Origin of the sequence: Streptomyces cellostaticus (assembly GCF_023630175.1) — a bacterium.
GTDB lineage: Bacteria > Actinomycetota > Actinomycetes > Streptomycetales > Streptomycetaceae > Streptomyces > Streptomyces cellostaticus_A.
The window spans coordinates 35213-58246 of record NZ_JALLIN010000027.1 but is presented as its reverse complement, the minus strand read 5'-3'; the positions used below and the strand labels follow the sequence as shown (position 1 = coordinate 58246).

20 protein-coding genes are annotated in these 23034 nt (G+C 73.0%); 10 read left to right on the top strand and 10 right to left on the bottom strand.

Features of this window, described 5'->3' with window-relative positions; genetic code table 11:
- Positions 1–120: 120 nt before the first annotated feature.
- From MXD57_RS18615 to MXD57_RS18590, 6 genes are all read right to left on the bottom strand, one after another.
- Positions 121–1500 (bottom strand): 8-oxoguanine deaminase, encoded by a 1380-nt coding sequence (locus tag MXD57_RS18615; protein ID WP_250402651.1) that lies wholly within the window; start codon positions 1498–1500, stop codon positions 121–123.
- A 181-nt stretch (positions 1501–1681) separates the two neighbouring features.
- Positions 1682–2605 (bottom strand): factor-independent urate hydroxylase, encoded by a 924-nt coding sequence (gene pucL, locus MXD57_RS18610; protein ID WP_250402650.1) that lies wholly within the window; start codon positions 2603–2605, stop codon positions 1682–1684.
- 3 nt (positions 2606–2608) lie between these two features.
- Entirely contained in the window at positions 2609–3004 is a 396-nt protein-coding gene (gene uraH / locus MXD57_RS18605; protein ID WP_250402649.1) for a hydroxyisourate hydrolase, read from the bottom strand.
- A 4-nt stretch (positions 3005–3008) separates the two neighbouring features.
- Positions 3009–3521 carry a 2-oxo-4-hydroxy-4-carboxy-5-ureidoimidazoline decarboxylase gene (gene uraD / locus MXD57_RS18600; protein WP_250402648.1) on the bottom strand — a complete coding sequence of 171 codons (513 nt, stop codon included), beginning with the start codon at positions 3519–3521 and terminating at the stop codon, positions 3009–3011.
- 115 nt (positions 3522–3636) lie between these two features.
- The gene (locus tag MXD57_RS18595; RefSeq protein WP_250402647.1) at positions 3637–4005 is read right to left on the bottom strand and encodes a helix-turn-helix domain-containing protein; all 369 of its coding nucleotides are present in this window, start codon (positions 4003–4005) and stop codon (positions 3637–3639) included.
- Positions 4002–4253 (bottom strand): thiamine-binding protein, encoded by a 252-nt coding sequence (locus tag MXD57_RS18590; RefSeq protein ID WP_250402646.1) that lies wholly within the window; start codon positions 4251–4253, stop codon positions 4002–4004. The genes MXD57_RS18595 and MXD57_RS18590 overlap by 4 nt, the downstream gene beginning before the upstream one ends.
- A 156-nt stretch (positions 4254–4409) precedes the next feature.
- On the opposite strand from MXD57_RS18590, the gene MXD57_RS18585 reads away from it, so the two are divergent.
- The 5 genes from MXD57_RS18585 (at position 4410) to MXD57_RS18565 (ending at position 9259) form a co-directional block, all read left to right on the top strand.
- The gene (locus MXD57_RS18585; RefSeq protein WP_250402645.1) at positions 4410–5231 is read left to right on the top strand and encodes a TIM barrel protein; all 822 of its coding nucleotides are present in this window, start codon (positions 4410–4412) and stop codon (positions 5229–5231) included.
- A gap of 25 nt (positions 5232–5256) precedes the next feature.
- Complete coding sequence (locus MXD57_RS18580; protein WP_250402644.1) at positions 5257–6147, top strand: 2-hydroxy-3-oxopropionate reductase; 891 nt, start codon at positions 5257–5259, stop codon at positions 6145–6147.
- Between the two features lie 170 nt (positions 6148–6317).
- Positions 6318–7775 carry a catalase gene (locus MXD57_RS18575; RefSeq protein ID WP_250402643.1) on the top strand — a complete coding sequence of 486 codons (1458 nt, stop codon included), beginning with the start codon at positions 6318–6320 and terminating at the stop codon, positions 7773–7775.
- A gap of 369 nt (positions 7776–8144) precedes the next feature.
- Positions 8145–8378, top strand: coding sequence for a hypothetical protein (locus MXD57_RS18570; RefSeq protein WP_250402642.1), 234 nt, complete (start codon positions 8145–8147; stop codon positions 8376–8378).
- Between the two features lie 164 nt (positions 8379–8542).
- The gene (locus tag MXD57_RS18565) at positions 8543–9259 is read left to right on the top strand and encodes a TIGR04222 domain-containing membrane protein (RefSeq protein WP_250402641.1); all 717 of its coding nucleotides are present in this window, start codon (positions 8543–8545) and stop codon (positions 9257–9259) included.
- Between the two features lie 82 nt (positions 9260–9341).
- Here the strand turns inward: MXD57_RS18565 and gcl are convergent, their stop codons facing one another.
- Complete coding sequence (gcl, locus tag MXD57_RS18560) at positions 9342–11129, bottom strand: glyoxylate carboligase (protein ID WP_250402640.1); 1788 nt, start codon at positions 11127–11129, stop codon at positions 9342–9344.
- Between the two features lie 278 nt (positions 11130–11407).
- Between gcl and MXD57_RS18555 the strand changes: the two genes are divergently transcribed.
- Positions 11408–12073 carry a hypothetical protein gene (locus MXD57_RS18555; protein WP_250402639.1) on the top strand — a complete coding sequence of 222 codons (666 nt, stop codon included), beginning with the start codon at positions 11408–11410 and terminating at the stop codon, positions 12071–12073.
- 15 nt (positions 12074–12088) lie between these two features.
- Here MXD57_RS18555 and MXD57_RS18550 read toward each other — a convergent pair whose 3' ends face one another.
- Positions 12089–13699: an AMP-binding protein gene (locus MXD57_RS18550; protein WP_250402638.1), complete on the bottom strand. Its 1611-nt coding sequence runs from the start codon at positions 13697–13699 to the stop codon at positions 12089–12091.
- Positions 13696–15369, bottom strand: a complete 1674-nt coding sequence (locus MXD57_RS18545; protein ID WP_250402637.1) for an AMP-binding protein — start codon at positions 15367–15369, stop codon at positions 13696–13698. Before MXD57_RS18545 ends, MXD57_RS18550 begins: the two co-directional genes overlap by 4 nt.
- A 126-nt stretch (positions 15370–15495) precedes the next feature.
- On the opposite strand from MXD57_RS18545, the gene MXD57_RS18540 reads away from it, so the two are divergent.
- The 3 genes from MXD57_RS18540 (at position 15496) to MXD57_RS18530 (ending at position 20355) form a co-directional block, all read left to right on the top strand.
- Positions 15496–16332, top strand: a complete 837-nt coding sequence (locus MXD57_RS18540; RefSeq protein WP_250402636.1) for a helix-turn-helix transcriptional regulator — start codon at positions 15496–15498, stop codon at positions 16330–16332.
- Between the two features lie 168 nt (positions 16333–16500).
- Positions 16501–19326: a helix-turn-helix transcriptional regulator gene (locus tag MXD57_RS18535; RefSeq protein ID WP_250402635.1), complete on the top strand. Its 2826-nt coding sequence runs from the start codon at positions 16501–16503 to the stop codon at positions 19324–19326.
- 237 nt (positions 19327–19563) lie between these two features.
- Positions 19564–20355, top strand: coding sequence for a S1 family peptidase (locus tag MXD57_RS18530; RefSeq protein ID WP_250402634.1), 792 nt, complete (start codon positions 19564–19566; stop codon positions 20353–20355).
- Between the two features lie 291 nt (positions 20356–20646).
- Here the strand turns inward: MXD57_RS18530 and MXD57_RS18525 are convergent, their stop codons facing one another.
- Positions 20647–21990, bottom strand: coding sequence for a diacylglycerol/lipid kinase family protein (locus MXD57_RS18525; RefSeq protein WP_250402632.1), 1344 nt, complete (start codon positions 21988–21990; stop codon positions 20647–20649).
- 171 nt (positions 21991–22161) lie between these two features.
- On the opposite strand from MXD57_RS18525, the gene MXD57_RS18520 reads away from it, so the two are divergent.
- Positions 22162–23004, top strand: a complete 843-nt coding sequence (locus MXD57_RS18520) for a patatin-like phospholipase family protein (protein WP_250402631.1) — start codon at positions 22162–22164, stop codon at positions 23002–23004.
- Positions 23005–23034 lie beyond the last annotated feature (30 nt).

Sequence of the window (23034 nt, the reverse complement as noted above, 5' to 3'; positions counted from 1 at the left end):
CGGAGACCGTTCCGGGGCGCGCGCCCTTCACGCGCGCCCCGGAGCCGGCCGCTGTGGACCGCTGGGGTCCACCGCTGCCGGCCGGGAGCCGTCCCTCCCGGCCGGAGTTCCGGTGCCGGCTCAGCCCTGGGCGGCGATGCGCGCCAGACGCCGGGCCTCGTCCCGCGTGGAGCGGGCGATGGAGTCCTCGTCGACGGTCAGCAGGCGGCCGTCCTCGACGATCTGCCGGCCGTTCACGAAGGAGGCGGTGACCGGGGCCGCCGCGCCGAAGACCAGGGCGGTCACCGGGTCGGCGATGGAGGCGTGGGCGAGGGTGTCCAGCTTCCACAGCACCAGGTCGGCCAGCTTGCCCGCCTCCAGCGAACCGGTCTCGGCGGCCCGGCCGAGCACCGAGGCGCCGCCGTGGGTGCCGAGCCGCAGCGCCTGCCGGGCGTTCAGCGCGGCCTCCTTGTGCCGGCCGAGGCGGTTGATCAGCAGCGCGTTGCGCAGCTCGGTGTGGAGTTCGCCGGACTCGTTGGAGGCGGTGCCGTCCACGCCGAGACCGACCGGGACACCGGCGGCCAGCATGTCCGGGACCCGGGCGATACCCGCGGCCAGCCGGGCGTTGGAGGAGGGGCAGTGGGCGACACCGGTCCTGGTGCGGGCGAAGGCGGCGATGTCGGAGTCGTTCATGTGGACGCAGTGCGCCATCCACACGTCCTCGCCGAGCCAGCCGGTGGACTCGAAGTAGTCGGTCGGGCCCATGCCGAACAACTCGTGGCAGAACTTCTCCTCCTCCACGGTCTCCGAACCGTGGGTGTGCAGTCGCACCCCGAGACCGCGCGCCAGTTCGGCGCCCTGCCGGAGCAGCTCCGTGGAGACGGAGAAGGGTGAGCAGGGGGCGACGGCGACCTGGGTCATGGCGTCGAAGGAGGAGTCGTGGTGCTCCTTGACGGTCGCCTCGGTGGCCGCGAGGGCTCCTTCGAGGGTCTCGACGGCGAAGTCCGGGGGCAGGCCGCCGTCCTTCTCGCTGCGGTCCATGGAGCCGCGGGCGAGGGTGAAGCGGACGCCCGTCTCCCGCGCGGCGCGGATGATCGAGCCGGACAGGTCGCCGGAGCCGTGCGGGAACACGTAGTGGTGGTCCATGGCCGTGGTGACACCGCCGCGGGCCATCATCGCCAGGGAGCCCCGCGCCGCCGCGTACACCATCGGCTCGTCGATGCGCGCCCAGGTCGGGTACAGCGCGACCAGCCAGTCGAAGAGGTTGTGGTCGGTGGCCAGGCCCCGGGTGATCCACTGGTAGAAGTGGTGGTGGGTGTTGATCAGGCCCGGGGTGACGAGGTGCCCGGTGGCGTCGATACGGCGTACGACGTTCTCCAGGCCTTCGGGCGCCCTGCCCGCGCCGACCGCCTCGATGCGGTTGCCGGCGATGACCAGGTGTCCGGAGGCGTACTCGGTGTCGTCGGCGTCGACGGTCGCGATCGAGCAGTTCTCGATGACGATGCGCTGGGCTGCTGCCATGGTTCGTCCTTCTCGCTCAGCGGACTGAAATGGGTGGGCACGGCAGGACCCTGGAGGATTTGAGTGCCGCGACCGGGGACATGGGTTCCCCGGTCGCGGGTGCCGAGAGGGTGAACGGGCTGGGGTCTTGCGTTCGGATCGGGCCGGACCCGCGAGCCCGGCGTGATCCGAACGAGTGACCCTAGAGGTTGGTGAGGTCCACCGGGATGCGCGCCTCGCAGCCGTCCCGCAGGACGGTCCCCTCGATCAGGCCGTAGGGCCGGTCGGCGGCGAAGTAGACCTCGTTGTCGTTCTTCAGCCCGAAGGGCTCGAGATCCACGAGGAAGTGGTGGCTGTTGGGCAGCGAGAAGCGGACCTCGTCGATCTCGCTGCGGTTGTTGATGATGCGCGAGCCCATCTGGTACAGGGTCTGCTGCAGCGAGAGGGAGTACGTCTCGGCGAAGGCCTGGAGCATGTGCTTGCGCACCTGCTCGTAGGACTTCTCCCAGTTGGGCATCCGCTGCTCGTCGTCGGTCCAGTTGAAGCGCCAGCGGCCGGACACCGAGGTGGCCAGGATGCGGTCGTGCGCCTCCTTCAGGGTGGTGTACCGGTCCTTGACGTAGCCCCAGAACTCGGAGTTGGTCGAGTTCATCACCGTCAGGTCCTTCAGGCCCGAGACCACCTCCCACGACGAGCCGTCATAGGTGATCTGGGCCAGCCGGGTCTCCTGGCCCTTGCGCACGAACGAGTGCTTGACCTCGTCCGCGCCGATGAACTTCGAGTTGGCGTCGGAGGTCTCGATCCGCTCCCAGGCGTACTCCTCCACGCGGATGCGGGCGCGCTGGATGGCCGGCTGCGAGGTGACGAAGTGGCGGGCGAGGTGGATCCCGAACTGCTCGGCCGACTCGATGCCGTGCTCTTTGGCGAACGCGAACACCGTGTTCTTGGTGGTGTCGGTCGGCAGGACGTTGGCGTTGGAGCCCGAGTAGTGGACCTCCTCCATGTCGCCGCTGAGGGCGACGGAGACGTTCAGGTCCTTGATGTGGTGGGTGGCGCCGTCCCGCGTGATCTTTACGACCCGGTTCTCGGCCTTGCCGTACTGGTTCTGTCCCAGGATGGTGGGCATTAGCTAGCTCCCTCGGTAAACGGAGTAGCCGAACGGGTTGAGCAGCAGCGGTACGTGGTAGTGCTCGCCCGGCTCGACGGCGAACGTGATCGCCACCTCCGGGAAGAACACCGCGGGCCCGCTGTCCCGATTCGCGGGGGCGTCCTGCTGCGCATCGGCTTGCTTCTTCTCGAAGTACGGCTCCACGGCGAAGTCGAGCCGTACGTGGGTGGTGCCCTCCGGCAGCGCCGGCAGGTCCTTGCACCGGCCGTCGGCGTCGGTCGCCGAGCCGCCGAGCGCCTGCCAGTCCGCGTCCCGGCCCTGACGGGCGGCGAGCCGGACGGCGACGCCCTCGGCGGGGCGGCCGGCGGAGGTGTCCAGGATGTGCGTGGACACGGAGGCGGTGGTGCTGGTGCTCATGGTGTCAGGCGTCCTCTTCGACGAGTCGGGCCAGTCGGATGCGGTTGATCTTCCCCAGCTCGGTGCGGACGATCTCCCTCTCCCGCTCGGGCGGGTTGCCGAGCCGTTCCCTGGCCGCGTCCCGCATCTGCTCCCCGCTGCGGCCGGTGGCGCAGATGAGGAAGACATGGCCGAACCGCTCCTGGTAGGCCAGGTTGAGTTCGAGCATCTCGGCCTTGAGTTCCGCGGCGGCGTCCGCCATGCCGCGCTGTTCCCGCGCGGAGGTCGGATCGCCCGGCGCGGGGCGGCCGATCGGCGGGTGCCCGGCCATCGCCTCCGCGAGGTCGGCGGCGCCCAGCCCGGCCGTCGCGGCGTCACTGGCCGCGTGCAGGTCCGCCACGGTGGCGTACGGCCGGCCGGCCAGCAGCCGCCGGGCCCACTCGGTGGAGGCGCACGCCTCGTGGAGGACGGCGAGGGCCGCCTGCTCCTCCAGGACGTTGAACCGGGCCAGAGCCGGGGGCGTGGGTGTCGTAGTCACGGGAGCCTCCGTGGCCGGAAACGGCCTTCGAGCTGAACGGGCTGCCCAGTAGCTAACGCCCTCCGAAACACGACGTCAACACTTTGTTGAAAATTCCGCGTTACTTCCGGCGGCGTCAGCCCTCCTTCTCGCGGTTGAGGTAGTTGCAGACGGTGAAGCGGCTCACGCCGAGCGCGCCGGCCACGGTCTCCACCCCGTGCCGGACGGAGAAGGCGCCCCGCGCCTCCAGAACGCGCACGACCTCCTGCTTGGCCCTGCGGTCCAGGTCGGCCAGGGGCATGCCCTGCCGACGCTCCATCGCGGCGAGGATGTGGTCGAGGGAGTCGGCGAGCTGGGGCAGGCGGACGGCGACCACGTCGGCACCCTCCCAGGAGAGCACGACGTCGTCGGGGCCGGCCTCGTCGGGCGGGAGCATGTCGCCCCCCATGGCGTCGACCAGCGGCTTCACGGCCGCGATGAAGGACTCGTCCCCGGAACCGGTCACTTCCCGTCCTCCCCGGCCACGCTGACCTGCAGCGAGATCCGGGTGGCTCCGGCCTGGAGGGACTTGCGCAGCAGCGCGTCCACGGCCGTCAGCACGCTGTCCGCGCCACCCTCGGCGGTGTTGCCGAACGGACCGACGTCCACGGCGTCCAGCTCGGCCGCCTCGATGACCTCGCGGGCCGCCAGGGCGTGCGCGGGCGCCTCCTCCAGATCGAAGGGCTCGGTCGTGAACTCCACTCTCAATCGCACGCGCTCAACCTAACCCGCGACCAAGGCTCCTGGGCAGGTCCGGCCGAGGACCGGCACCGGTCCCCCCTTGACAAGCCGCGAGCCTCACAGGCAGTCTTCCGTTAAGCAGAAACAAACTTCCACATTATGGAATTACAGGAAGGGAGCGCCGCCCCCGTGGGATTCGCAGACCAGCGCTTCAACGTCAACCTGTCGATCCTCTTCACGGAGCTCCCGCTCCTGGAGCGCCCCGCGGCCGCCGCGGCGGCGGGCTTCACGGCGGTCGAGCTGTGGTGGCCCTGGATCGACTCCCCCACCCCGGAGCCGTCCGAGCTCGACGCCCTGAAGCGGGCCATCGAGGACGCGGGGGTCCGGCTGACGGGGCTGAACTTCTACGCCGGACGGCTGCCGGGCCCGGACCGCGGAGCCCTGTCGGTGCCCGGCGCGGAGTCGGAGCGGTTCCGCGCCAACATCGACGTGGCCGCCGATTTCGCCGCCTCCCTCGGCTGCACGGCACTCAACGCCCTGTACGGCAACCGCGTCGAGGGAGTGGACCCGGCCGAGCAGGACGCGCTCGCCCTGGAGAACCTCGTCCTCGCGGCCCGGGCGGCCGACCGGATCGGCGCGGTGCTGCTGATCGAGGCGCTGAACGAGCCCGAGTCGCCGCGGTACCCGCTGGTGTCGGCGCAGGCCGCGGTGGAGGTCGTCGACCGGGTGAACGAGGCGACCGGGCTCGGCAACGCCAGGTTCCTCATGGACCTGTACCACCTGGCCATGAACGGCGAGGACCTGCCGGCCGTGATCGAGCAGTACGCCGCGCGGACCGGCCACGTGCAGATCGCCGACAGCCCGGGGCGCGGTGCGCCCGGCACCGGCTCCCTGCCCCTCGAGGACCTCCTCGACCAACTGAAGAAGGCGGGCTACGACGGCTGGGTCGGCCTCGAGTACAAGCCGGGCGACCGCCCGAGCGCCGAGGCCTTCGACTGGCTGCCCCGCTGACCCCCGTACCGAAAGGCACCCTGTCATGAGCAACCTCCCCAAGATCGCCTGGATCGGCCTCGGCATCATGGGCTCCCCCATGTCCGAGAACCTGATCAAGGCGGGTTACGACGTCACCGGCTTCACCCTGGAGCAGGAGAAGCTGGACCGCCTGGCCGCCGCCGGCGGCTCCGCGGCCGGCTCGATCGCCGAGGCGGTCCGGGACGCCGACGTGGTGATCACGATGGTGCCGGCCTCCCCGCAGGTCGAGGCCATCGCCTACGGCCCCGACGGCATCCTGGAGAACGCCAGGTCCGGCGCGCTGCTGATCGACATGTCCTCGATCACCCCGCAGACCTCCTCCGACCTCGCGAAGGCCGCCGCGGAAAAGGGCATCCGGGTCCTGGACGCCCCGGTCTCCGGCGGCGAGGCCGGCGCCGTCGAGGCGGTGCTGTCGATCATGGTCGGCGGCGAGCAGGCCGACTTCGACGAGGCCAGGCCCCTCTTCGAGGCGCTGGGCAGGACCATCGTGCTGTGCGGCCCGCACGGCTCGGGTCAGACCGTGAAGGCCGCCAACCAGCTCATCGTGGCGGTGAACATCCAGGCCTGCGCCGAGGCGGTGGTGTTCCTGGAGAAGTCCGGGGTGGACCTGAAGGCCGCGCTGGACGTCCTGAACGGCGGCCTCGCGGGCTCCACCGTGCTGACGCGCAAGAAGGACAACTTCCTCGACCGCGACTTCAAGCCGGGCTTCCGGATCGACCTGCACCACAAGGACATGGGCATCGTCACCGACGCCGCCCGCAACGTCGGCGCCGCCCTGCCGGTCGGCGCCGTGGTCGCCCAGCTCGTCGCGTCCCTGCGCGCCCAGGGCGACGGCGGCCTGGACCACTCGGCCCTGCTGCGGGCCGTGGAGCGCCTCTCCGGCGCCCGGGTCTGACCCACCCCCCGACTTCCGGGCCGCGGCGCCGCCGACACCTGTCCTGTCGCGCCCAGGCGGTACCGCGGCCCGGAACCTGCTTCAACAAACTGTTGACGCCCCGTTCCCCCACTTCTAGGCTCCACGAAGCGGAAACAGGTTTCCGCTGACTCCCGCACGGAAGGTCCACGATGTCGAAGCGCGTGCTCACGACCGAGTCCGGCGCCCCGGTCGCCGACAACCAGAACTCCGCCTCCGCCGGCATCGGCGGCCCCCTGCTGCTCCAGGACCAGTACCTCCTGGAGAAGCTCGCGCGCTTCAACCGCGAGCGGATCCCGGAGCGGGTCGTGCACGCCCGCGGCTCCGGCGCGTACGGCCACTTCGAGGTGACGGACGACGTCACCGGCTTCACCCACGCCGACTTCCTCGGCGAGATCGGCCGGCGCACGGAGGTGTTCGCCCGCTTCTCCACGGTCGCCGACTCCCTCGGCGGCGCCGACGCCGTCCGCGACCCGCGCGGCTTCGCGGTGAAGTTCTACACCGCCGAGGGCAACTACGACCTCGTCGGCAACAACACCCCGGTGTTCTTCGTCAAGGACCCGATCAAGTTCCCGGACTTCATCCACTCGCAGAAGCGCGACCCGTTCACCGGGCGCCAGGAGCCCGACAACGTCTGGGACTTCTGGGCCCACTCCCCCGAGGCCACGCACCAGGTGACCTGGCTGATGGGCGACCGCGGCATCCCGGCGTCGTACCGGCACATGAACGGCTACGGCTCGCACACCTACCAGTGGACGAACGCCGACGGCGAGGCCTTCTTCGTCAAGTACCACTTCAAGACGAACCAGGGCGTCCGCTCGCTGAGTGGCGAGCAGGCCGCCGAGATCGCGGGCACGGACCCCAACTCACACCAGACGGACCTGCTGCAGGCCATCGAGCGGGGTGTGCACCCGTCCTGGACCCTCTACGTCCAGATCATGCCGGCGGCCGAGGCGGCGGACTACCGCTTCAACCCGTTCGACCTGACGAAGGTGTGGCCGCACGCCGACTACCCGCTGCGGCGCGTGGGCCGACTGGTGCTGGACCGCAACCCGGACAACGTGTTCGCCGAGGTGGAGCAGGCCGCGTTCTCCCCGAACAACTTCGTGCCGGGCATCGGCCCGTCGCCCGACAAGATGCTCCAGGGCCGGCTCTTCGCCTACGCGGACGCGCACCGGTACCGCCTGGGCGTCAACCACACCCTGCTCGCGGTCAACGCGCCGAGGGCGACGACCGCGCACAACCACGGCCGCGACGGCCTCATGGCGGTCAACGCCCAGGGCCGGCACACGAAGAACTACGAGCCGAACTCCTACGACGGCCCGGTGGAGACCGGCCGCCCGCTGTCGGCCCCGGTGGCCGTGTCCGGTCACACCGGCACCCACGAGGCCCCGCGGCACACCAAGGACGACGACTTCTTCCAGGCGGGCGAGCTGTACCGGCTGATGTCCGAGGAGGAGCGGCAGCGGCTGGTCGCGAACATCGCCGGCGGCCTCTCGCAGGTCTCCCGCGACGACGTGATCGAGAAGAACCTGGCCCACTTCCACGCCGCCGACCCCGAGTACGGCCGGCGCGTGGAGGAGGCGGTCCGCGCCCTGCGCGAGGACTGAGGCCCCGAGGACGGCGTCCGGGACCCGGCGGGGAGGCCGGGAACCGGACGCGCACGACCCGCGACCGAGCGGTCCGGATGAGGGGTCACCTCTCGGTACGGCGGGCACGACGAGGACCGCGGCGGCGCGAGCCAGTGCGGTGGTGAAGGACGCGGGTCCCTTCTCGACCAGAGGGAAGGCCTCCCGGCTCCGTCGCTGCCGCCGCGGTCCTCCGGTCACGGCCTCGCGCGGAGGTCCCGCAGAGGTCCCGCAGTCAGCCGTCCGGCGGCGCGAACGTCCTGTCGCGCCCAGCCTCGCCCGCCGGACGGCCACCACACGGCACGCGGCTCCCGGCGTGCGTGTGGGGCGCGTCCGCAGGACGCTGAACCCATGGGAAATCCGACGCAGTATCCGCACATCGTGGTCCACGCACCGGCCCTGGACGGCTCCCGGCGGGTCACCGAGGGGGACGTGACCCTGGGGCTCGCCTCCCACCTGGACGACGTGGTGGAGATCCTGCGGCTGGCCGACCTGGACCGGATCGAGGTCGAGGAGAGCGACCTCGTGGAATGGCAGGGCGGCGGGCCGGAGGACTGGCCCGGCCTGACGGAGCACGAGCCCTGATGCGGCGGCCGGGTACGGCGGAGGCCGTACCCGGCCTACGCATACCTCAAATCAAGCTCTGAACAAGGCCGTTCGGGCTTCCGCGGCCATGCCGCGGCCGGGCACATTGTGACCATGCGGGACCCGCCGGCACGGGGGCGGCGGGCCCCGTACGGGGGTGCCTCATGGACCGTACGACGACGCCGGACCCCGCGACGTCGCCTCCGGACCCGTACGCGATCGCCCTGCTGCGGGGCGGCGACCGGGCCGCCGTGACCGTCGCCGTGCTCGCCCTGCATCTGCGGGGCGCGGTCGACGCGGGCCGCCCGGGGACGGTGCGCAGGACCGGCCCGCGGGCCGCCGGGGCCGTCCGCCATCCCCTGGAGAAGGCGGTCCGTACCGGCCTCTACCGCCCGGCCGGGCCACGGGAGCTGCCCGGCCGGGCGGTGGTCCGGCGCGCGCTCGCCGGGATGCGGGACGAACTCGTGGCCGCCCGGCTGCTGCGAACGCTGCCGCCGGGCCGCACCCGCGCCGCCCGCCGGATCCTGGCCGACCTGCGCGAGCACCGTCCGATGCCGGCGGAGCGGGCCGGCTCGCACGGCCTGGTTGAGGAGGAGGTGCTGCTCACGGTGGCCCTGCACGGCGGGCGCGCGCTGACGGCGCTGCTGCCCCGCTTCGCCCGGGACTCCGGGCTCACCGGCCCCGGCGCCCTGGCGGACGAGGGCCTGTTCCCCTTCGGCCGGGGCGGTGGAGTCCGCGCCGTCGCCTTCCACGGGGACGACACCTGCCGGGCCGCGGACGGCGGCGGCTCCGGCGGCGGGGCGCACGGCGGCCACCACCACGGTGGCTTCCACGGCGGGCACGACTTCGGCGGTGGCTGCGGGGGCGGCGGGTTCGACTGAGCGCGGACGGCCGCCGCCCGCACCGCACGCCGCAGGGGCGGCCCGTCCTCCCCGGACGGGCCGCCCCTGCCGCACTCGCGGCTCAGCCCCGCGGCGCACCGATCGCCGTCGGCGCGTGGCCGGGCTCGGTGGCGAGGTCCTCGAACTCGGTGATGTCGCTGATGTCCATGGTCCGGCTCATCGAGATGTTGGTGACCCGCTCCAGGATCGCCTCGACGACGACCGGCACCCGGTACTCGACGGCCAGTTTCCTGGCCTGCTCGAAGGCGGGGCCGAGCTGGTCCGGCTCGGTGACCCGGATCGCCTTGCAGCCCAGGCCCTCGGCGACCTTGACGTGGTCGACGCCGTAGACGCCGATCTCGGGGGTGTTGATGTTCTCGAACTCCAGGTTGACCTGGAAGTCGATGTCCAGTCCGAGCTGCGCCTGCCGGATCAGGCCCAGGTAGGCGTTGTTCACCAGGACGTGCACGTAGGGGATGCGGTGCTGGGCGGCGACCGCCAGCTCCTCGATCAGGAACTGGAAGTCGTAGTCGCCGGAGAGGGCGACGACCGGTGAGTCCGGGTCGGCCTTGGCGACGCCGATCGCGGCGGGAATGGTCCAGCCGAGCGGGCCGGCCTGACCGCAGTTGATCCAGTGGCGCGGCTTGTAGACGTGCAGCATCTGCGCGCCGGCGATCTGGGAGAGGCCGATGGTGGTGACGTACCGGGTCTCCGGGCCGAACGCCCGGTTCATCTCCTCGTACACGCGCTGGGGCTTCATCGGCACGTCGTCGAAGTGCGTACGGCGCAGCAGGGTGGCCTTGCGTTCCCGGGTGGAGTCGACCCAGTCGGTGCGGTCGGGCAGCCTGCCCGCCGCCTTCAGCTCCCGGGCGGCCTCGACGAACAGCTCCAGCGCGGCCCGGGCGTCGGAGACGACCCCGTAGTCCGGCGGGAAGATCCGGCCGATCTGGGTGGGCTCGATGTCGACGTGGACGAACTTGCGGCCGCGGCGGTAGGTGTCGAGCTTGTAGCCGGTGTGGCGGTTGGCCCAGCGGTTGCCGATGCCGAGGACGAAGTCCGACTCCAGGAAGGTGGCGTTGCCGTAGCGGTGCGAGGTCTGCACGCCGACCATGCCGGCGTTCAGCTCGTGGTCGTCGGGCAGCGCGCCCCAGCCCATCAGGGTCGGGATGACCGGGGTCCGGGTCAGTTCGGCGAACTCGGTCAGCAGGTCGCAGGCGTCGGCGCCGATGACACCGCCGCCGGCGACGATGACCGGGCGTTCGGCGGCGAGCAGGAAGGACAGCGCCTTCTCGATCTGGGCGCGGGTGGCGACGGGCCGGTGGACCGGCAGCGGCGCGTAGGTCTCCGGGTCGAACTCGATCTCCGTCTGCTGGACGTCGATCGGCAGGTCGATCAGGACCGGGCCGGGACGGCCGGAGCGCATCAGGTGGAACGCCTGCTGGAAGACGCCGGGGACCTGCGCGGCCTCCATGACGGTCACCGCCATCTTCGTCACCGGGCGGGCGATGGCGGCGATGTCGACGGCCTGGAAGTCCTCCTTGTGCATCACGCCGGTGGGCGCCTGGCCCGTGATGCACAGGATCGGGACGGAGTCGCCGATGGCCGAGTACAGGCCGGTGATCATGTCGGTGCCGGCGGGCCCGGAGGTGCCGATGCAGACACCGATGTTGCCGGGGCGGGCTCGGGTGTAGCCCTCGGCCATGTGCGAGGCGCCCTCGACGTGGCGGGCGAGGGTGTGGTGGATGCCGCCACCCTGCTGGAGCGCCTTGTAGAACGGGTTGATCGCCGCGCCGGGCACACCGAAGGCGTCGCTGACGCCCTCGAGCTTGAGGATCTCAACTGCCGCGCGGGCAGCGGTCATTCGGGCCATCGAGTACTCCTGCCTCGGCTGCCGGATGCGTACTCCCGTCGCGCCCCGCGGTGAGCACCGTCTCCAGAGTCATCGGATTACCTCCGCTCACGTTTCCGTATTGCGGAAGTTAACTTCTACTATCTGGAAGTAATGTAAGGGGGGCGCCGGGCGCCGTCAAGAGAGGCCGGCAGCCGCCGGGAGCCGGGCCGGGCAGAGGCTCCAAGAGCCGGACAGGCGGACCGGGATGGAGGACGATGGACGCTGCCCCCGACGCGACGCCTGGAGATGGATGGGCCATGCCCGAGAGCGTTCCGCTGCACTGCCCGGCCTGCCGGCGCGAGCACGTCTACACCGCACCCCCGTACCCGTGCGCCTGCGGCGCCCCCAGCGCCCCGCGGCTGGACAGGGTGGCCGGACCGGCCGTGCTCGCCCACCGGGCCTGGGACGAGGACTGGGTCACGGTGCGCTGCACGGCCTGCGGCCGCCGCAACCAGTGGCCGCACCCGGAACTGGGCTGCCCGTGCGGCACGGTGCTGCGCATACCGGTGGCCGGGGCCCCGTCACCGGGCCCCGGCCACCGTCCCGCGGGGCGGACCGCCGCCGTCGCCGCCGCGCGGGACGCGGTCACCGCCGCGGTGCTGTGCCTGCGCCGGCTCGGCCACCGGGACATCCGGCGCGCCGACCAGCGCCCGCCGTCCGGCATCGGCCTGGCCGCGCCCGGCCTGGTCGTGCGGGTCGATCCGGCGGCGCGCCCGGCATCGCCGCGGGACGTGGAGTGCCTCTGGCTGACGGCCATGACGGAGTCCGCGCACTGCGTCTACTTCTCCGCCGCCGGCTACACCGCGTCGGCCCGGGCCCAGGCCGACGCCCTGGCCGTCCCCCTGTTCACCCTCGACGACGGGGGGACGGCCACACCGGTGAACGGGCCCGGCAGACTCCTCGCCGGACGCGGCGCGGCCTGAACGGGCCTGTCGCCGTCAGCCCCCGTAGGCCTGCCGCAGCTCCACCTTGCGCACCTTGCCCGAGACCGTCATCGGGAAGGTCTCCAGGATCTGCAGCCGGCTGGGGATCTTGTAGTGGGCGAGCCGGTCACGGCAGAAGGCACGCAGGTCCTCCAGCGTGAGCGGATCGGCGGGATCCAGGGGGATGACGCAGGCCAGGACCTCCTCCCCGTACTTCTCGTCCGGTACGCCGACGACCTGGACGTCCCGGATCCCGGGGTGGGCGTGGAGGAACTCCTCGATCTCACGCGGGTAGACGTTCTCGCCGCCACGGATGATCATGTCCTTGATGCGGCCGACGATCTCGACGTACCCGTCCTCCCGCATCACCGCCAGGTCGCCGGTGTGCATCCAGCGGCCGGCGTCGACGGCCTCGGCGGTCTTCCCGGGCTCGTCCCAGTAGCCGAGCATCACGCTGTAGCCGCGGGTGCACAGCTCCCCCGCCGTGCCGCGCGGCCGGGTGACCCCGGAGACCGGGTCGACGACCTTGACCTCCAGGTGCGGCAGGACCCGGCCGACGGTTGCGGTGCGGTGCTCCAGGTCGTCCTCGACGCGGGTCTGCAGGGAGACCGGGGAGGTCTCGGTCATGCCGTAGCAGATGGAGACCTCCGCCATGTGCATCTCGGCGACCACCCGCTTCATCACCTCCACCGGGCAGGGCGAGCCCGCCATGATGCCGGTGCGCAGGGAGGAGAGGTCGTAGCCGGCGAAGCCGGGCAGGTTCAGCTCCGCGATGAACATGGTCGGGACGCCGTACAGCGAGGTGCAGCGCTCCCGCTGGACGGCCTCCAGGGTCGCCTCCGGGTCGAACGACGGCGCCGGGACGACCATGCAGGCACCGTGGGAGGTGGCGGCCAGGTTCCCCATGACCATGCCGAAGCAGTGGTAGAAGGGGACCGGGATGCAGATCCTGTCCTGTTCGGTGTAGGCGACCAGCTCACCCACGAAGTAGCCGTTGTTCAGGATGTTGTGGTGGGAGAGCGTGGCGCCCTTCGGGAAGCCCGTGGTGCCCGAGGTGTACTGGATGTTGATCGGGTCGTCGCAGGACAACTCGGCTTCGCGGGCCCGTAGTTCCGCCCGAGGTACGTCGGACCCCCGCTCGGTGAACGCCTCCCAGCCCGGATCGCCGATGTAGACGGTCTCCCTCAGCCGCGGGCAGCGGCCCCGGACCTCCTCCACCATCGCCCGGTAGTCGCTCGTCCGGTGCCGGACGGTGGCGAACAGCAGGGAGATGCCCGCCTGCTCCAGGACGTACTGGACCTCGTGCGTGCGGTAGGCGGGGTTGATGTTGACCATGACGGCGCCGACGCGGGCGGTGGCGTACTGCACGAGCACCCACTCCGCGCAGTTCACCGCCCAGATGCCGACCCGGTCGCCCTTGGCGATTCCGCTCGCGAGCAGCGCGCACGCCAACCGGTCCACGTCGGCGGCGAACCCGGCGTAGGTCCAGCGCCGCCCGGAGGCCACGTCGACCAGGGCCTCGCGCTCGGGCCAGGCGGCCACGGCGCGGTCGAGGTTGGCCCCGATGGTGTCGCCGAGCAGGGCGGTGTGGCCGGTTCCGTGGGTGTACGACAGTTCCGAGGTCACCGGAAGTCCTCCTCGAGGTACTCGTGTTCGGAGCCGGCGGCCGTGGCCTCGCGCAGCTCGATGCGGCGGATCTTGCCGGAGACGGTCTTGGGCAGCGCGCCGAACTCCAGCCTGCGGACGCGCTTGTAGGGGGCCAATACCTGGCGGGAGTGCTCGAAGAGGACCTTGGCCGTGTCGGGGCCGGGCTGCCAGCCCTCGGCGAGGACGACGTACGCCTTGGGCACGGCGAGCCGCAGTTCGTCGGGGGCGGGCACCACGGCCGCCTCGGCGACGGCCTCGTGCTCCAGCAGCGCGCTCTCCAGCTCGAACGGGCTGATCTTGTAGTCCGAGGCCTTGAAGACGTCGTCGCTGCGGCCGATGTAGGTCAGGTAGCCCTCCGCGTCACGGGACGCGACGTCGCCGGTGCGGTAGTAGCCGCCCGACATCGCCTCCGCCGTGCGGTCGGGGTCGCCGTGGTAGCCGGTCATCAGGCCGACGGGGCGCTCGGACAGGTCGAGGGCGATCTCGCCCTCGTCGGCGCCGGGGGCGCCGGAGACCGGGTCGAGCAGTTCCACCCGGAAGCCCGGGCTGGGCCGGCCCATGGAGCCGGTCTTCAGCGGCTGCCCGGGGCTGTTGGAGACCTGCACGGCCGTCTCGGTCTGCCCGAAGCCGTCGCGGATCGTGACGCCCCAGGCCCGCCGGACCTGCTCGATGACCTCCGGATTGAGCGGCTCGCCCGCGGCGACCACCTCACGCGGCGGGGTGGCGAGCTGGGAGAGGTCGGCCTGGATGAGCATCCGCCACACGGTCGGCGGCGCGCAGAAGGTGGTGACCGCGTGCCGGTCCATCTCGGCCATCAGGCGGGCGGGGTCGAAGCGCGTGTAGTTGTGGATGAAGACCGTCGCCTCGGCGTTCCACGGGGCGAACAGGTTGGACCAGGCGTGCTTCGCCCAGCCGGGCGACGAGATGTTCAGGTGCACGTCGTCGGGCCTGAGGCCGATCCAGTACATGGTGGCCAGGTGCCCGACGGGGTACGAGGTGTGGGTGTGCTCGACCAGCTTGGGGCGGGCGGTCGTCCCGGACGTGAAGTACAGCATCAGCGGGTCGTCGGCCAGGGTGGGGCCGTCGGGGACGAAGTCGGCGGAGGTCGTGTACGCGTCCTCGTACGGCTCCCAGCCCTCCTGCGGCAGCCCGCCGACCGCGATCCGGGTGTAGGTGCCGGGCACCTCGGCGAACTTGGCCGTGTCCTCGGCCCGCACCAGCACGTGCTTCACCCGGCCTCGGTCCACCCGGTCGCGCAGGTCGGCGGGGCCCAGCAGCGGGGTGGCCGGGATGACGACCGCGCGCAGCTTCATCGCGGCCAGCGCGGTCTCCCACAGCTCGGCCTGGTTGCCCAGCATGACGAGGATCCGGTCCTCGGCGCCGACGCCCCGCGCGCGCAGATGGGCGGCGACGCGGTCGGAGCGCTCGGCCATCTCGGCGAAGGTCAGCCTGGTCTCGGTGCCGTCCTCCTCGATGATGTGCAGCGCCGTGCGGTCGTTGCCCTCGGCGATCACGTCGAACCAGTCCAGTGCCCAGTTGAAGTGCTCGGGCCGTGGCCAGACGAAGCCCTCGTAGGCGCGGGTGTAGTCCTCGCGGTGCTCCAGCAGGAAGTCCCGCGCGGTCCTGAAGAGCTCGGTCGCCGTCGTCATCGGTGTCCTCCTAGAATCCGGACCATTGCCGGGCGGCTCTCTGGCATCGTCTAATCCGTGATGCAGGTCTCACTACCCCCGAACGGGGGTGGGGTCCCCGGTGAGGCGCGCCGAAGGAGCGACGAGGTGAAGGCAGAGGCCGTGGCGGCAACGGAGATTCGCGGTGCGCTGGCCCGGCTGCGGCGCGTCACGGGGCTCCCGGTCGCCTTCGGCGGGCTGGTCGAGGCCGGCCGGCCGCAGATCCGGATCAGCGAGCTGAGCGGCACCCACACCGCCGCCCTCCGGTCCCTCGCGGTGACCTCCGGCAACGGGCTGGGCGGCCGGGCGGTGGCGCTGGCCCGTCCGTGCGCGGTGACGGACTACGCCGGTTCGCGGCAGATCAGCCACGAGTACGACGTACCGGTGGCCGTCGAGGGCATCCACGCGGTCCTGGCGGTGCCGGTCGTGGTGCGGCGCCGGGTGCGCGGGGTGCTGTACGGAGCGCTGCGCTCGGCCCACCCGCTCGGCGACCGCACGCTCGGCGCGGCGGTGGCGGCGGCGCGGGACGTGGAGCAGTCGCTGGTGGTGCGGGAGGAGGCACGAGGACTGCTCGCGGCGGCCCGGACCGGGGCCACCGGGGCGCGCCGGGGGGCGGAATCCGGCCAGGAGCAGGTGCGCGAGGCGCACGCGGCGCTGCGCGCGCTCGCGCCGCGGATCACCGACCCGGGACTGCGCGCCGAGCTGCTGGCGGCGTGCGGGCTGCTGGCCCCGCCGCGCCCGTCGGGCGGCGTGGGCCTGGCGCCGAGGGAGCTGGACGTGCTGTCCTGGGTGGCAGGGGGCGCGACCAACGCGGCCGTGGCCGAGCGGCTGGGTCTGCGCCCGGAGACAGTGAAGGGCTATCTGCGCTCGGCGATGCGGAAACTGGGCGCGCACACTCGAGGGGAGGCGGTGACCGCGGCACGCCGGGCGGGGCTCCTGCCGTAGAGACCGGCCGGTCGGTGACGCTCGTGAGGAAACCTGCCCATTGTTGTGGCCATGCCGCGAATTTTTTCCTGCGCTTGACCGTTTGTTATTTCCCTCACCACGGCTTCCGTCCGAATTTCAAGGATCGTTGCCTAGAATTTGGCCCGGACACGACACAGGAGGGGAGCGGTGACCGTGCGACGGGACTTCCAGGAGTCGGTTCGATGCCGCCCCGACCTGGTCATCGGCCGCGAAGAGCTGTTCGCGAGCGCCCGGGGCCAGCTCGACTCGGGTGGCAGCGTGCTGCTCCACGGCCCCGCCGGAATAGGTAAATCCACGGTCCTGCGGGCATTGGCCGAGGAATACGGCGCCACCGCGCGCCGGGTCCTGCGCTGCTCGGCGACCGAGTCCGAATCCCACCTTCCGTTCCTGGCCCTCGCCGACCTCCTCGGCCTGGCGCTCGAGGAGGTCGCCCCCCGGCTGCCCGCCGCCCAGCTCACGGCCCTGGAGTCGGCGCTCACCGGCCGCGGCGAGTCCAGCCTCCAGCGCGACGGCCTGGCCCTGCGCCTCGCGGTGCTCTCCGCGCTCCGGGCGCTCGCGGACCAGGGCCCCGTCCTGATCGTCGCCGACGATCTGCAGTGGCTGGATCCGGCCAGTGCCGAGCTGCTCGGCTTCGCGGCCCGCCGGCTCGGCGACACCCCCGTGCAGATGCTGTGCGCGGTGCGCACCGAGGACGAGGCCTACGACCGTCATCTGCGCGCCTGCCCGCCGGGCACCCTCTCGGTGCGGCTGGGCCCGCTCTCCCGCACCGAACTGACCACCCTGCTGAACCACCGCGGCTACGACGGCCTGCCCCGCTCCACGGTCCGGGAGGTGCACCGCACCAGCGGCGGCAACCCGCTGTTCGCCCTGGAGCTGGGCCGTGTCCTGGCCGAGAACCCGGCCCCGCCCCGGCCCGGCGAGCCGCTGCCGGTGCCCACCTCGCTGCGCGCCCTGGTGCTCAGCCGGCTCGACCTGCTGTCGGTGGAGGCCCGTCGCACCCTGCTGCTGGCCAGCGCCGGAGCCCGCCCCACCCTGGCCCTGCTGCACGCGGCCGGCCGGAAACACGCCGAGGCCGAGTGCGCCCAGGCCGCCGAACTCGGGCTGCTGGCCACCGAGACCGACGACCCGGCGGTACGGTTCGCGCACCCGCTGATCTCCGCCGCGCTGTACGCGGAGGCGCCCGCGCAGGAGCGGCGCGCGGTGCACGCCGCGCTGTCGACCGCGGCCTCGGACCCGATCGAACGGGCCCGGCACCTGGCCCTGGCCACCACCGGCACCGACCCGGAGGTGGCCGACCGGCTCGCCGAGGCCGCCGCGCTGGCACGGGACCGCGGAGCGCCCTCGGTGGCCGCCTCGCTCGGGCTGCTCGCCGCCCGGCACACGCCGGCGGCCGGCGAGCCGGGACCGGTGGAACGGCGGCTGCGCGCCGCGGAGGACGCCATCACCGCCGGCGAGGCCGACCTGGCGCGGGACATCGCGCGCGAGGTGCTGTCCCGGGCCGTGCTGGCCGCCGAACGGGTACGGGCGTGGATGGTGGTCATCGAGTCGGCCGGGCAGGCGCTCGGCGACGTGGACGCCGTCTTCCCGCAGGCGCTGGCCGACGCCGGGGACGACCCCCGGCTGCTCGCCCTGGTCCGCTACCAGCTCGCCTGGCGGGCGCTGGTCGTCCAGGGCGACTTCACCGAGGCCCGCCAGGAGGCCGCGCACGCCGCGGAGCTGGCCGCGCGGGCCGGCGACCGGCGCACCGAGCTGATGGCGCTTGCCTTCCAGGCGTCCACCGAGACCCTGATGGGCCATCCGGACGCCGCCGCCACCACCGCACGGGCCCTGGAGGAGCCGCAGGACCCGTACGTCGCCTGCCACCACAACGGCGTCGGCTACGCCCGCTACCGCTGGCTGCTGATGAGCGACCAGCTCGCCGAGGCGCGGGCCACCATCACCGCGCTGCTGCGCGAGGTGCGGCGGCGCGGCATGGTCGAGAGCGAGGTGCACTACCTGCGCATGTGCGCCGAGACCGAACTGCGCGCCGGCCACTGCGGACGGGCCCTCGAACTGTCCCGGGAGAGCCTGCGGCTGGCCCGGGACGCGGGCATCGGCGAGAGCGCGTCCGCGATGCTGGCCTCGCTCGCCGAGGCCTCCGGCGGCGACACCGAACGGGCGCTCGGGCTGGCCCGTGAGGCGGTCGGGCACGCCGAGGAGGACGGCGACCAGATGTACCTCTCGCGCGCCCTGGCCGCTCTCGGCTACGCCCAGTTCGTCGCCGGCGAGCCGCGGTCCGCGGTGGAGTCGCTGGGCCGGGTGCGGGAGCTGGAGCTGGGGCTCGGCATCACCGACCCGGCGCGCGGCCGCTGGCACGGCGACCTGGCGGAGGCCCTGGTGCTCGTCGGAGAGCACGGCCAGGCGCAACAGGTCATCGACGAGGCCCGGGAGCACGCCGTCAGGCTGGGCCGGGAGAGTGTCGTCGCCGTCCTGGACCGGGCGGAGGCGCTGGTCCGGGCCGCCCGCGGCGACCACGAGACCGCCATCGCCGGACTGACGTCCGCTCAGGACCGGCTCGGCAGGCTCGGCAACGGCCTGGACGAGGCGCGGGCGGCGTTCGCGCTGGCCCGGCTGCGCGCGCGGCGGGCGGAGAACCCGGCCGCGCGAAGGGCGGCGTACGACGAGGCCGTACGGCTGTTCCGGCGCTGCCGGGCGCTGCCCTGGCTGCGCCAGGTGGACGAGGCCCTGCGCGCCCCGCAGCCGGAGCCCGCGCCACCGGCCCGGGACCCCTTGGACGCGCTCGACGGTCTGGCCGCGATGGAGCGTCAGGTCGCCGCGCTCGTCATGGAGGGGGCCACCAACCGGGAGATCGCTTCGCGGCTGTTCGTCAGCGTGAAGACGGTCGAGGCCACACTGACCCGGGTGTACCGCAAGCTGGGCATCCGCTCGCGCGTGGACATCGTCCGATTGGCGGCGGCTCGCCGAGCGCGGTGAGCGAGGCGCTAGTTAACTGAGCCGGACCGAGGGTTTTCCCTCACCCAACCCCCTAGGGGGTTCCCTCATTGGGAGCCGGGGGACCCGGGACCTAGCTTAAAGGCGTGCCGCTCGCCCGGGCACACGGGGTCGGTTCCCTCCCCCAGCCGCTCGGTCCCACCCGAGCAGGGGGTCCCTCCACCCGGCGCCCCGCCCCCACGCCCGTGCGAACCCCCACCGGCAGACCCGAGGAGACGCATGTTCGGTCTCAGACGTGCCAGAAGGACCACCGCCACGCTTGTGGCGACGGCCGCCGCCGCGGCCACCGCCCTCGTCGCCTCCCCGGCCGCGGCCGACGCTCCTCAGCCCATCGTCGGGGGTACGGCCACCACCACGACGGCCTACCCGTTCGTCATGCAGATCACGGACGCGGCCGGCAGCCAGTTCTGCGGCGGCACCCTGGTGGCCGCCGACAAGGTGGTGACGGCGGCCCACTGCATGGTCGGTGAGACGGCCGGAAGCGTCCGCGTGGTCGGCGGCCGGACCTACCTGAACGGCACCAACGGCACGGTCAGCAAGGTCAGCAGGATCTGGATCGACCCGCGCTACACCGACGCCACCAACGGCGACGACGTGGCCGTGCTGACCCTGTCGACGGCGATGCCGTACACCAGGGCGGCGTACGTCTCCTCCTCCCAGGCCAGGGTGTACGCGGCCGGCACCAGGGCCCGCATCCTGGGCTGGGGCACCACCTCGGAGAGCGGAGGCTCCTCCAACCAGCTGCGGACCGCGACCGTTCCGGTCGTGTCGGACGCACGCTGCGCGATCTCCTACGGTTCGGACTACGTCCGGTCCGACATGGTTTGCGCCGGATACACGTCCGGCGGCGTAGACACCTGCCAGGGCGACAGCGGCGGTCCCCTGTTGATCGGGGGCGTCCTGGCAGGGATCACTTCCTGGGGCGAGGGTTGCGCGGAGGCCGGTTACCCGGGTGTGTACACCCGGCTGACCACCTTCTCGGACCTCGTGACCGCGCAGGTCGACTCATAGCCCCGAGGACCACCCGAGCGCCTCTCGGGTAGATGCCGGGGGGCGTTGCGGGCCACCACGAGCGGCCCGCAACGCCCCCCATTCCACGTCCCGGCCCCTTCGGCCCCCTGCGGACGGTGCGCCTTGGGGCCACGCCCCGACCGGCCGCCCGGGCCGCGAGGTTCCGTACCGCACGCGCCGCGGCGGGATCCGGTCGGCGTCCGCGACGGAGCCCGGACCTGGGCCGGGACCACGACACCGGGCGCGGCGCCCGCACCGGATCCGTCCCCGCGCCTCGCCCGACCGGCCGGGTCAGCGGCCGTCCCGGCCGGCGGCGACGCGGCCCATGGTCAGGGCCAGGCGGCGGACCTCGCGCCAGTTCACGGCCGGGGCCGGGCGGGGCGCACCGGGACGGTGGCGCGGCACGCGGACGCGCAGGGCGCCCGGCTCGATGCGGCAGCGCACCGGGGTGGGCAGCATCAGGGCCTCGCCGTCGACACCGGCCGGGACGGCGGAGGCGTCGGCGTCCACCACGACCTCCTGGGCCGCGAAGGCGGTCAGCCCACGGCCGCGTCCGCCGAGCAGCAGCAGCTCGGTCGCCTCCGTCGTGCTGTTCACCTCCACCACCAGCACACCCAGCCGGCCGGAGTCCAGCCGGTCCCGGTGCCCCAGGCCCGCCGCGTCGTCGCTGCGGTAGGGGTTGTTGCTCACCAGGACGGCGTGGGGATCCGTCCGGTTCCGCCCGCCGGCGCGGACGACGAGCCGCGGGCCGCTGCGCCGGGTCAGCAGGTCCGGCAGCATCTCCAGGGTGGTGCGGGCCTTGTCCTCGCGGTAGGCGGGGCTCTGCACCACGGCCGCGTACACCCCGAACGAGGCGTTGTTGACGAAGACGCGCTCCGTGCCGGCGTCCGCCGGCCCCCGTCCGCCGCTGATCCGGCCCAGGTCGACGCGGAGTTCGACGGCGTCGGTCAGCGCCGCCAGGCAGGAGACGGGGTCCTGGCGGTCCAGGCCCAGGTCCATGGCGAAGTGGTTGCGGGTGCCGGCGCTGATCACCACGAACGGAACGCCGTGTTCGGCGGCCACCCCGGCGACCAGGGCCTGGGTGCCGTCTCCCCCGGCGACGCCGAGCAGATCGGCTCCGCGCCGCACGGCCTGCCGTGCCAGCTCCGCCACGTCCTGCGGCACGGCCGGGTCCAGCACCACGACCTCCGCGCCGAGGGCCGTGGCGCGCTCGGCGAGGCGGAACTCGCCGACCTTGCCGCCGCCGGAGCGCGGGTTCATGATCAGAAAGGGGTGCCGGGCGCGGCCGGCCGGCAGCTCCGGCATGGCGGGCGCGTCGTCACCGGCGAGTGCGGCCCGCCCCGCGGAGACGGCCAGCGCCCACAGTCCGAGCGAGACCAGCACGACCCACAGCAGTCCGGCGGCGGCGTACAGGCCGAGGACCGTGAGCGGGACCGCGACCACCAGCGCCGCGGCCAGCCACCTGACCCAGCCGGAGCGGCTCAGCAGCCACCACGTGCCGGCCGCCGTGAGCACGGTGCCGGCCAGCCCCACGACCACCAGCACGACGCTGCCCAGCCCGGCGAAGACCAGCAGCACCGCCACCGCCGCCACGCCCGCCACCAGGGCCAGACGCGCTGTCCAGCGCCTGTTCATGCGGCAACCTCCCGCTTCCGTCGTCCCAGGCTACGAGCGGGCGCCGCGGACGGCATGTCAGCGCCGGGCGCGGAACGGCCGCCTCCGCCGCCCGTGGCCACATCCGGACGGTCCGCTTCCCCCGTGTGGTGTCATTCGGGTGGATCAAGAGCCGACAACCGAGGAGCAGCGATGTCCGACGCTTTGGTGCTGGGCGGTGGCGGTGTGGGCGGGATCGCCTGGATCACCGGCGTGCTGGCCGGGCTCGCCGACGCGGGGCAGGACGTCACCGGGGCGGATCTGCTGCTCGGGACGTCCGCCGGCTCCACCGTCTCGGCGCAGCTCGGCAGCGGGCTGGCACTGGCGGAGCTGTACGCGCGGCAGGTGGACCCGGCGCTGCAGTCCGCCGAGATCATGGCCGTGATCGACCTGGACGGGTTCGCCGCCGAGATCGGTGCCGCGGCGTCCGCCACCGCCTCCGTGCCCGAGCTGCGCCGGGCCGTGGGTCGGGCGGCACTCGCGGCACCGACCGTGGCGGAGCCGCGGCGCCGGGCGGTGATCGAGTCGCGGCTGCCGTCGCACGGCTGGCCCGAGCGCGCGCTGCGGATCGTCGCCGTGGACGCCGAGAGCGGGGAGCCGCGGGTCTTCGACAAGGGCTCGGGGGTGCCGCTGGTCGACGCGGTGGCGGCGAGCTGCGCGGTGCCGGGTGTGTGGCCGCCGGTCGGCATCGGCGGGCGCCGGTACGTCGACGGCGGGGTGCGCTCGATGGCCAACCTCGACCTCGTGGACGCCCCGGACCGGGTTGTGGTGATCGTGCCGATGGGCCTGACGGAGCCGTTCCCCAGCGAGCAGCCGGTGGAGCGGTCGGTGCGGGAGCTGCGTGCCCGGGGCACCGAGGTCGTGGTCGTGGCGCCCGACGAGGCGGCGCGGGCGGCGATCGGCGACAACCCGCTGGACCCGGGGACCCGGGTACCCGCGGCCGAGGCGGGCCGGACCCAGGGACGGGCGCTGCGGCTGCCCTGGCATCTCGGCTGAGGTGTTCGCATTCCGCGATTGGCGCGTACA

What these genes read in the sequence shown, in the direction of transcription:
- MXD57_RS18615 (WP_250402651.1), bottom strand. Translation starts at nt 1,500, where the DNA reads ATGGCAGCAGCCCAGCGCATCGTCATCGAGAACTGCTCGATCGCGACC.
- pucL (WP_250402650.1), bottom strand. Translation starts at nt 2,605, where the DNA reads ATGCCCACCATCCTGGGACAGAACCAGTACGGCAAGGCCGAGAACCGG.
- uraH (WP_250402649.1), bottom strand. Translation starts at nt 3,004, where the DNA reads ATGAGCACCAGCACCACCGCCTCCGTGTCCACGCACATCCTGGACACC.
- MXD57_RS18580 (WP_250402644.1), top strand. Translation starts at nt 5,257, where the DNA reads ATGAGCAACCTCCCCAAGATCGCCTGGATCGGCCTCGGCATCATGGGC.
- MXD57_RS18575 (WP_250402643.1), top strand. Translation starts at nt 6,318, where the DNA reads ATGTCGAAGCGCGTGCTCACGACCGAGTCCGGCGCCCCGGTCGCCGAC.
- MXD57_RS18570 (WP_250402642.1), top strand. Translation starts at nt 8,145, where the DNA reads ATGGGAAATCCGACGCAGTATCCGCACATCGTGGTCCACGCACCGGCC.
- MXD57_RS18565 (WP_250402641.1), top strand. Translation starts at nt 8,543, where the DNA reads ATGGACCGTACGACGACGCCGGACCCCGCGACGTCGCCTCCGGACCCG.
- gcl (WP_250402640.1), bottom strand. Translation starts at nt 11,129, where the DNA reads ATGGCCCGAATGACCGCTGCCCGCGCGGCAGTTGAGATCCTCAAGCTC.
- MXD57_RS18555 (WP_250402639.1), top strand. Translation starts at nt 11,408, where the DNA reads ATGCCCGAGAGCGTTCCGCTGCACTGCCCGGCCTGCCGGCGCGAGCAC.
- MXD57_RS18545 (WP_250402637.1), bottom strand. Translation starts at nt 15,369, where the DNA reads ATGACGACGGCGACCGAGCTCTTCAGGACCGCGCGGGACTTCCTGCTG.
- MXD57_RS18530 (WP_250402634.1), top strand. Translation starts at nt 19,564, where the DNA reads ATGTTCGGTCTCAGACGTGCCAGAAGGACCACCGCCACGCTTGTGGCG.
- MXD57_RS18525 (WP_250402632.1), bottom strand. Translation starts at nt 21,990, where the DNA reads ATGAACAGGCGCTGGACAGCGCGTCTGGCCCTGGTGGCGGGCGTGGCG.
- MXD57_RS18520 (WP_250402631.1), top strand. Translation starts at nt 22,162, where the DNA reads ATGTCCGACGCTTTGGTGCTGGGCGGTGGCGGTGTGGGCGGGATCGCC.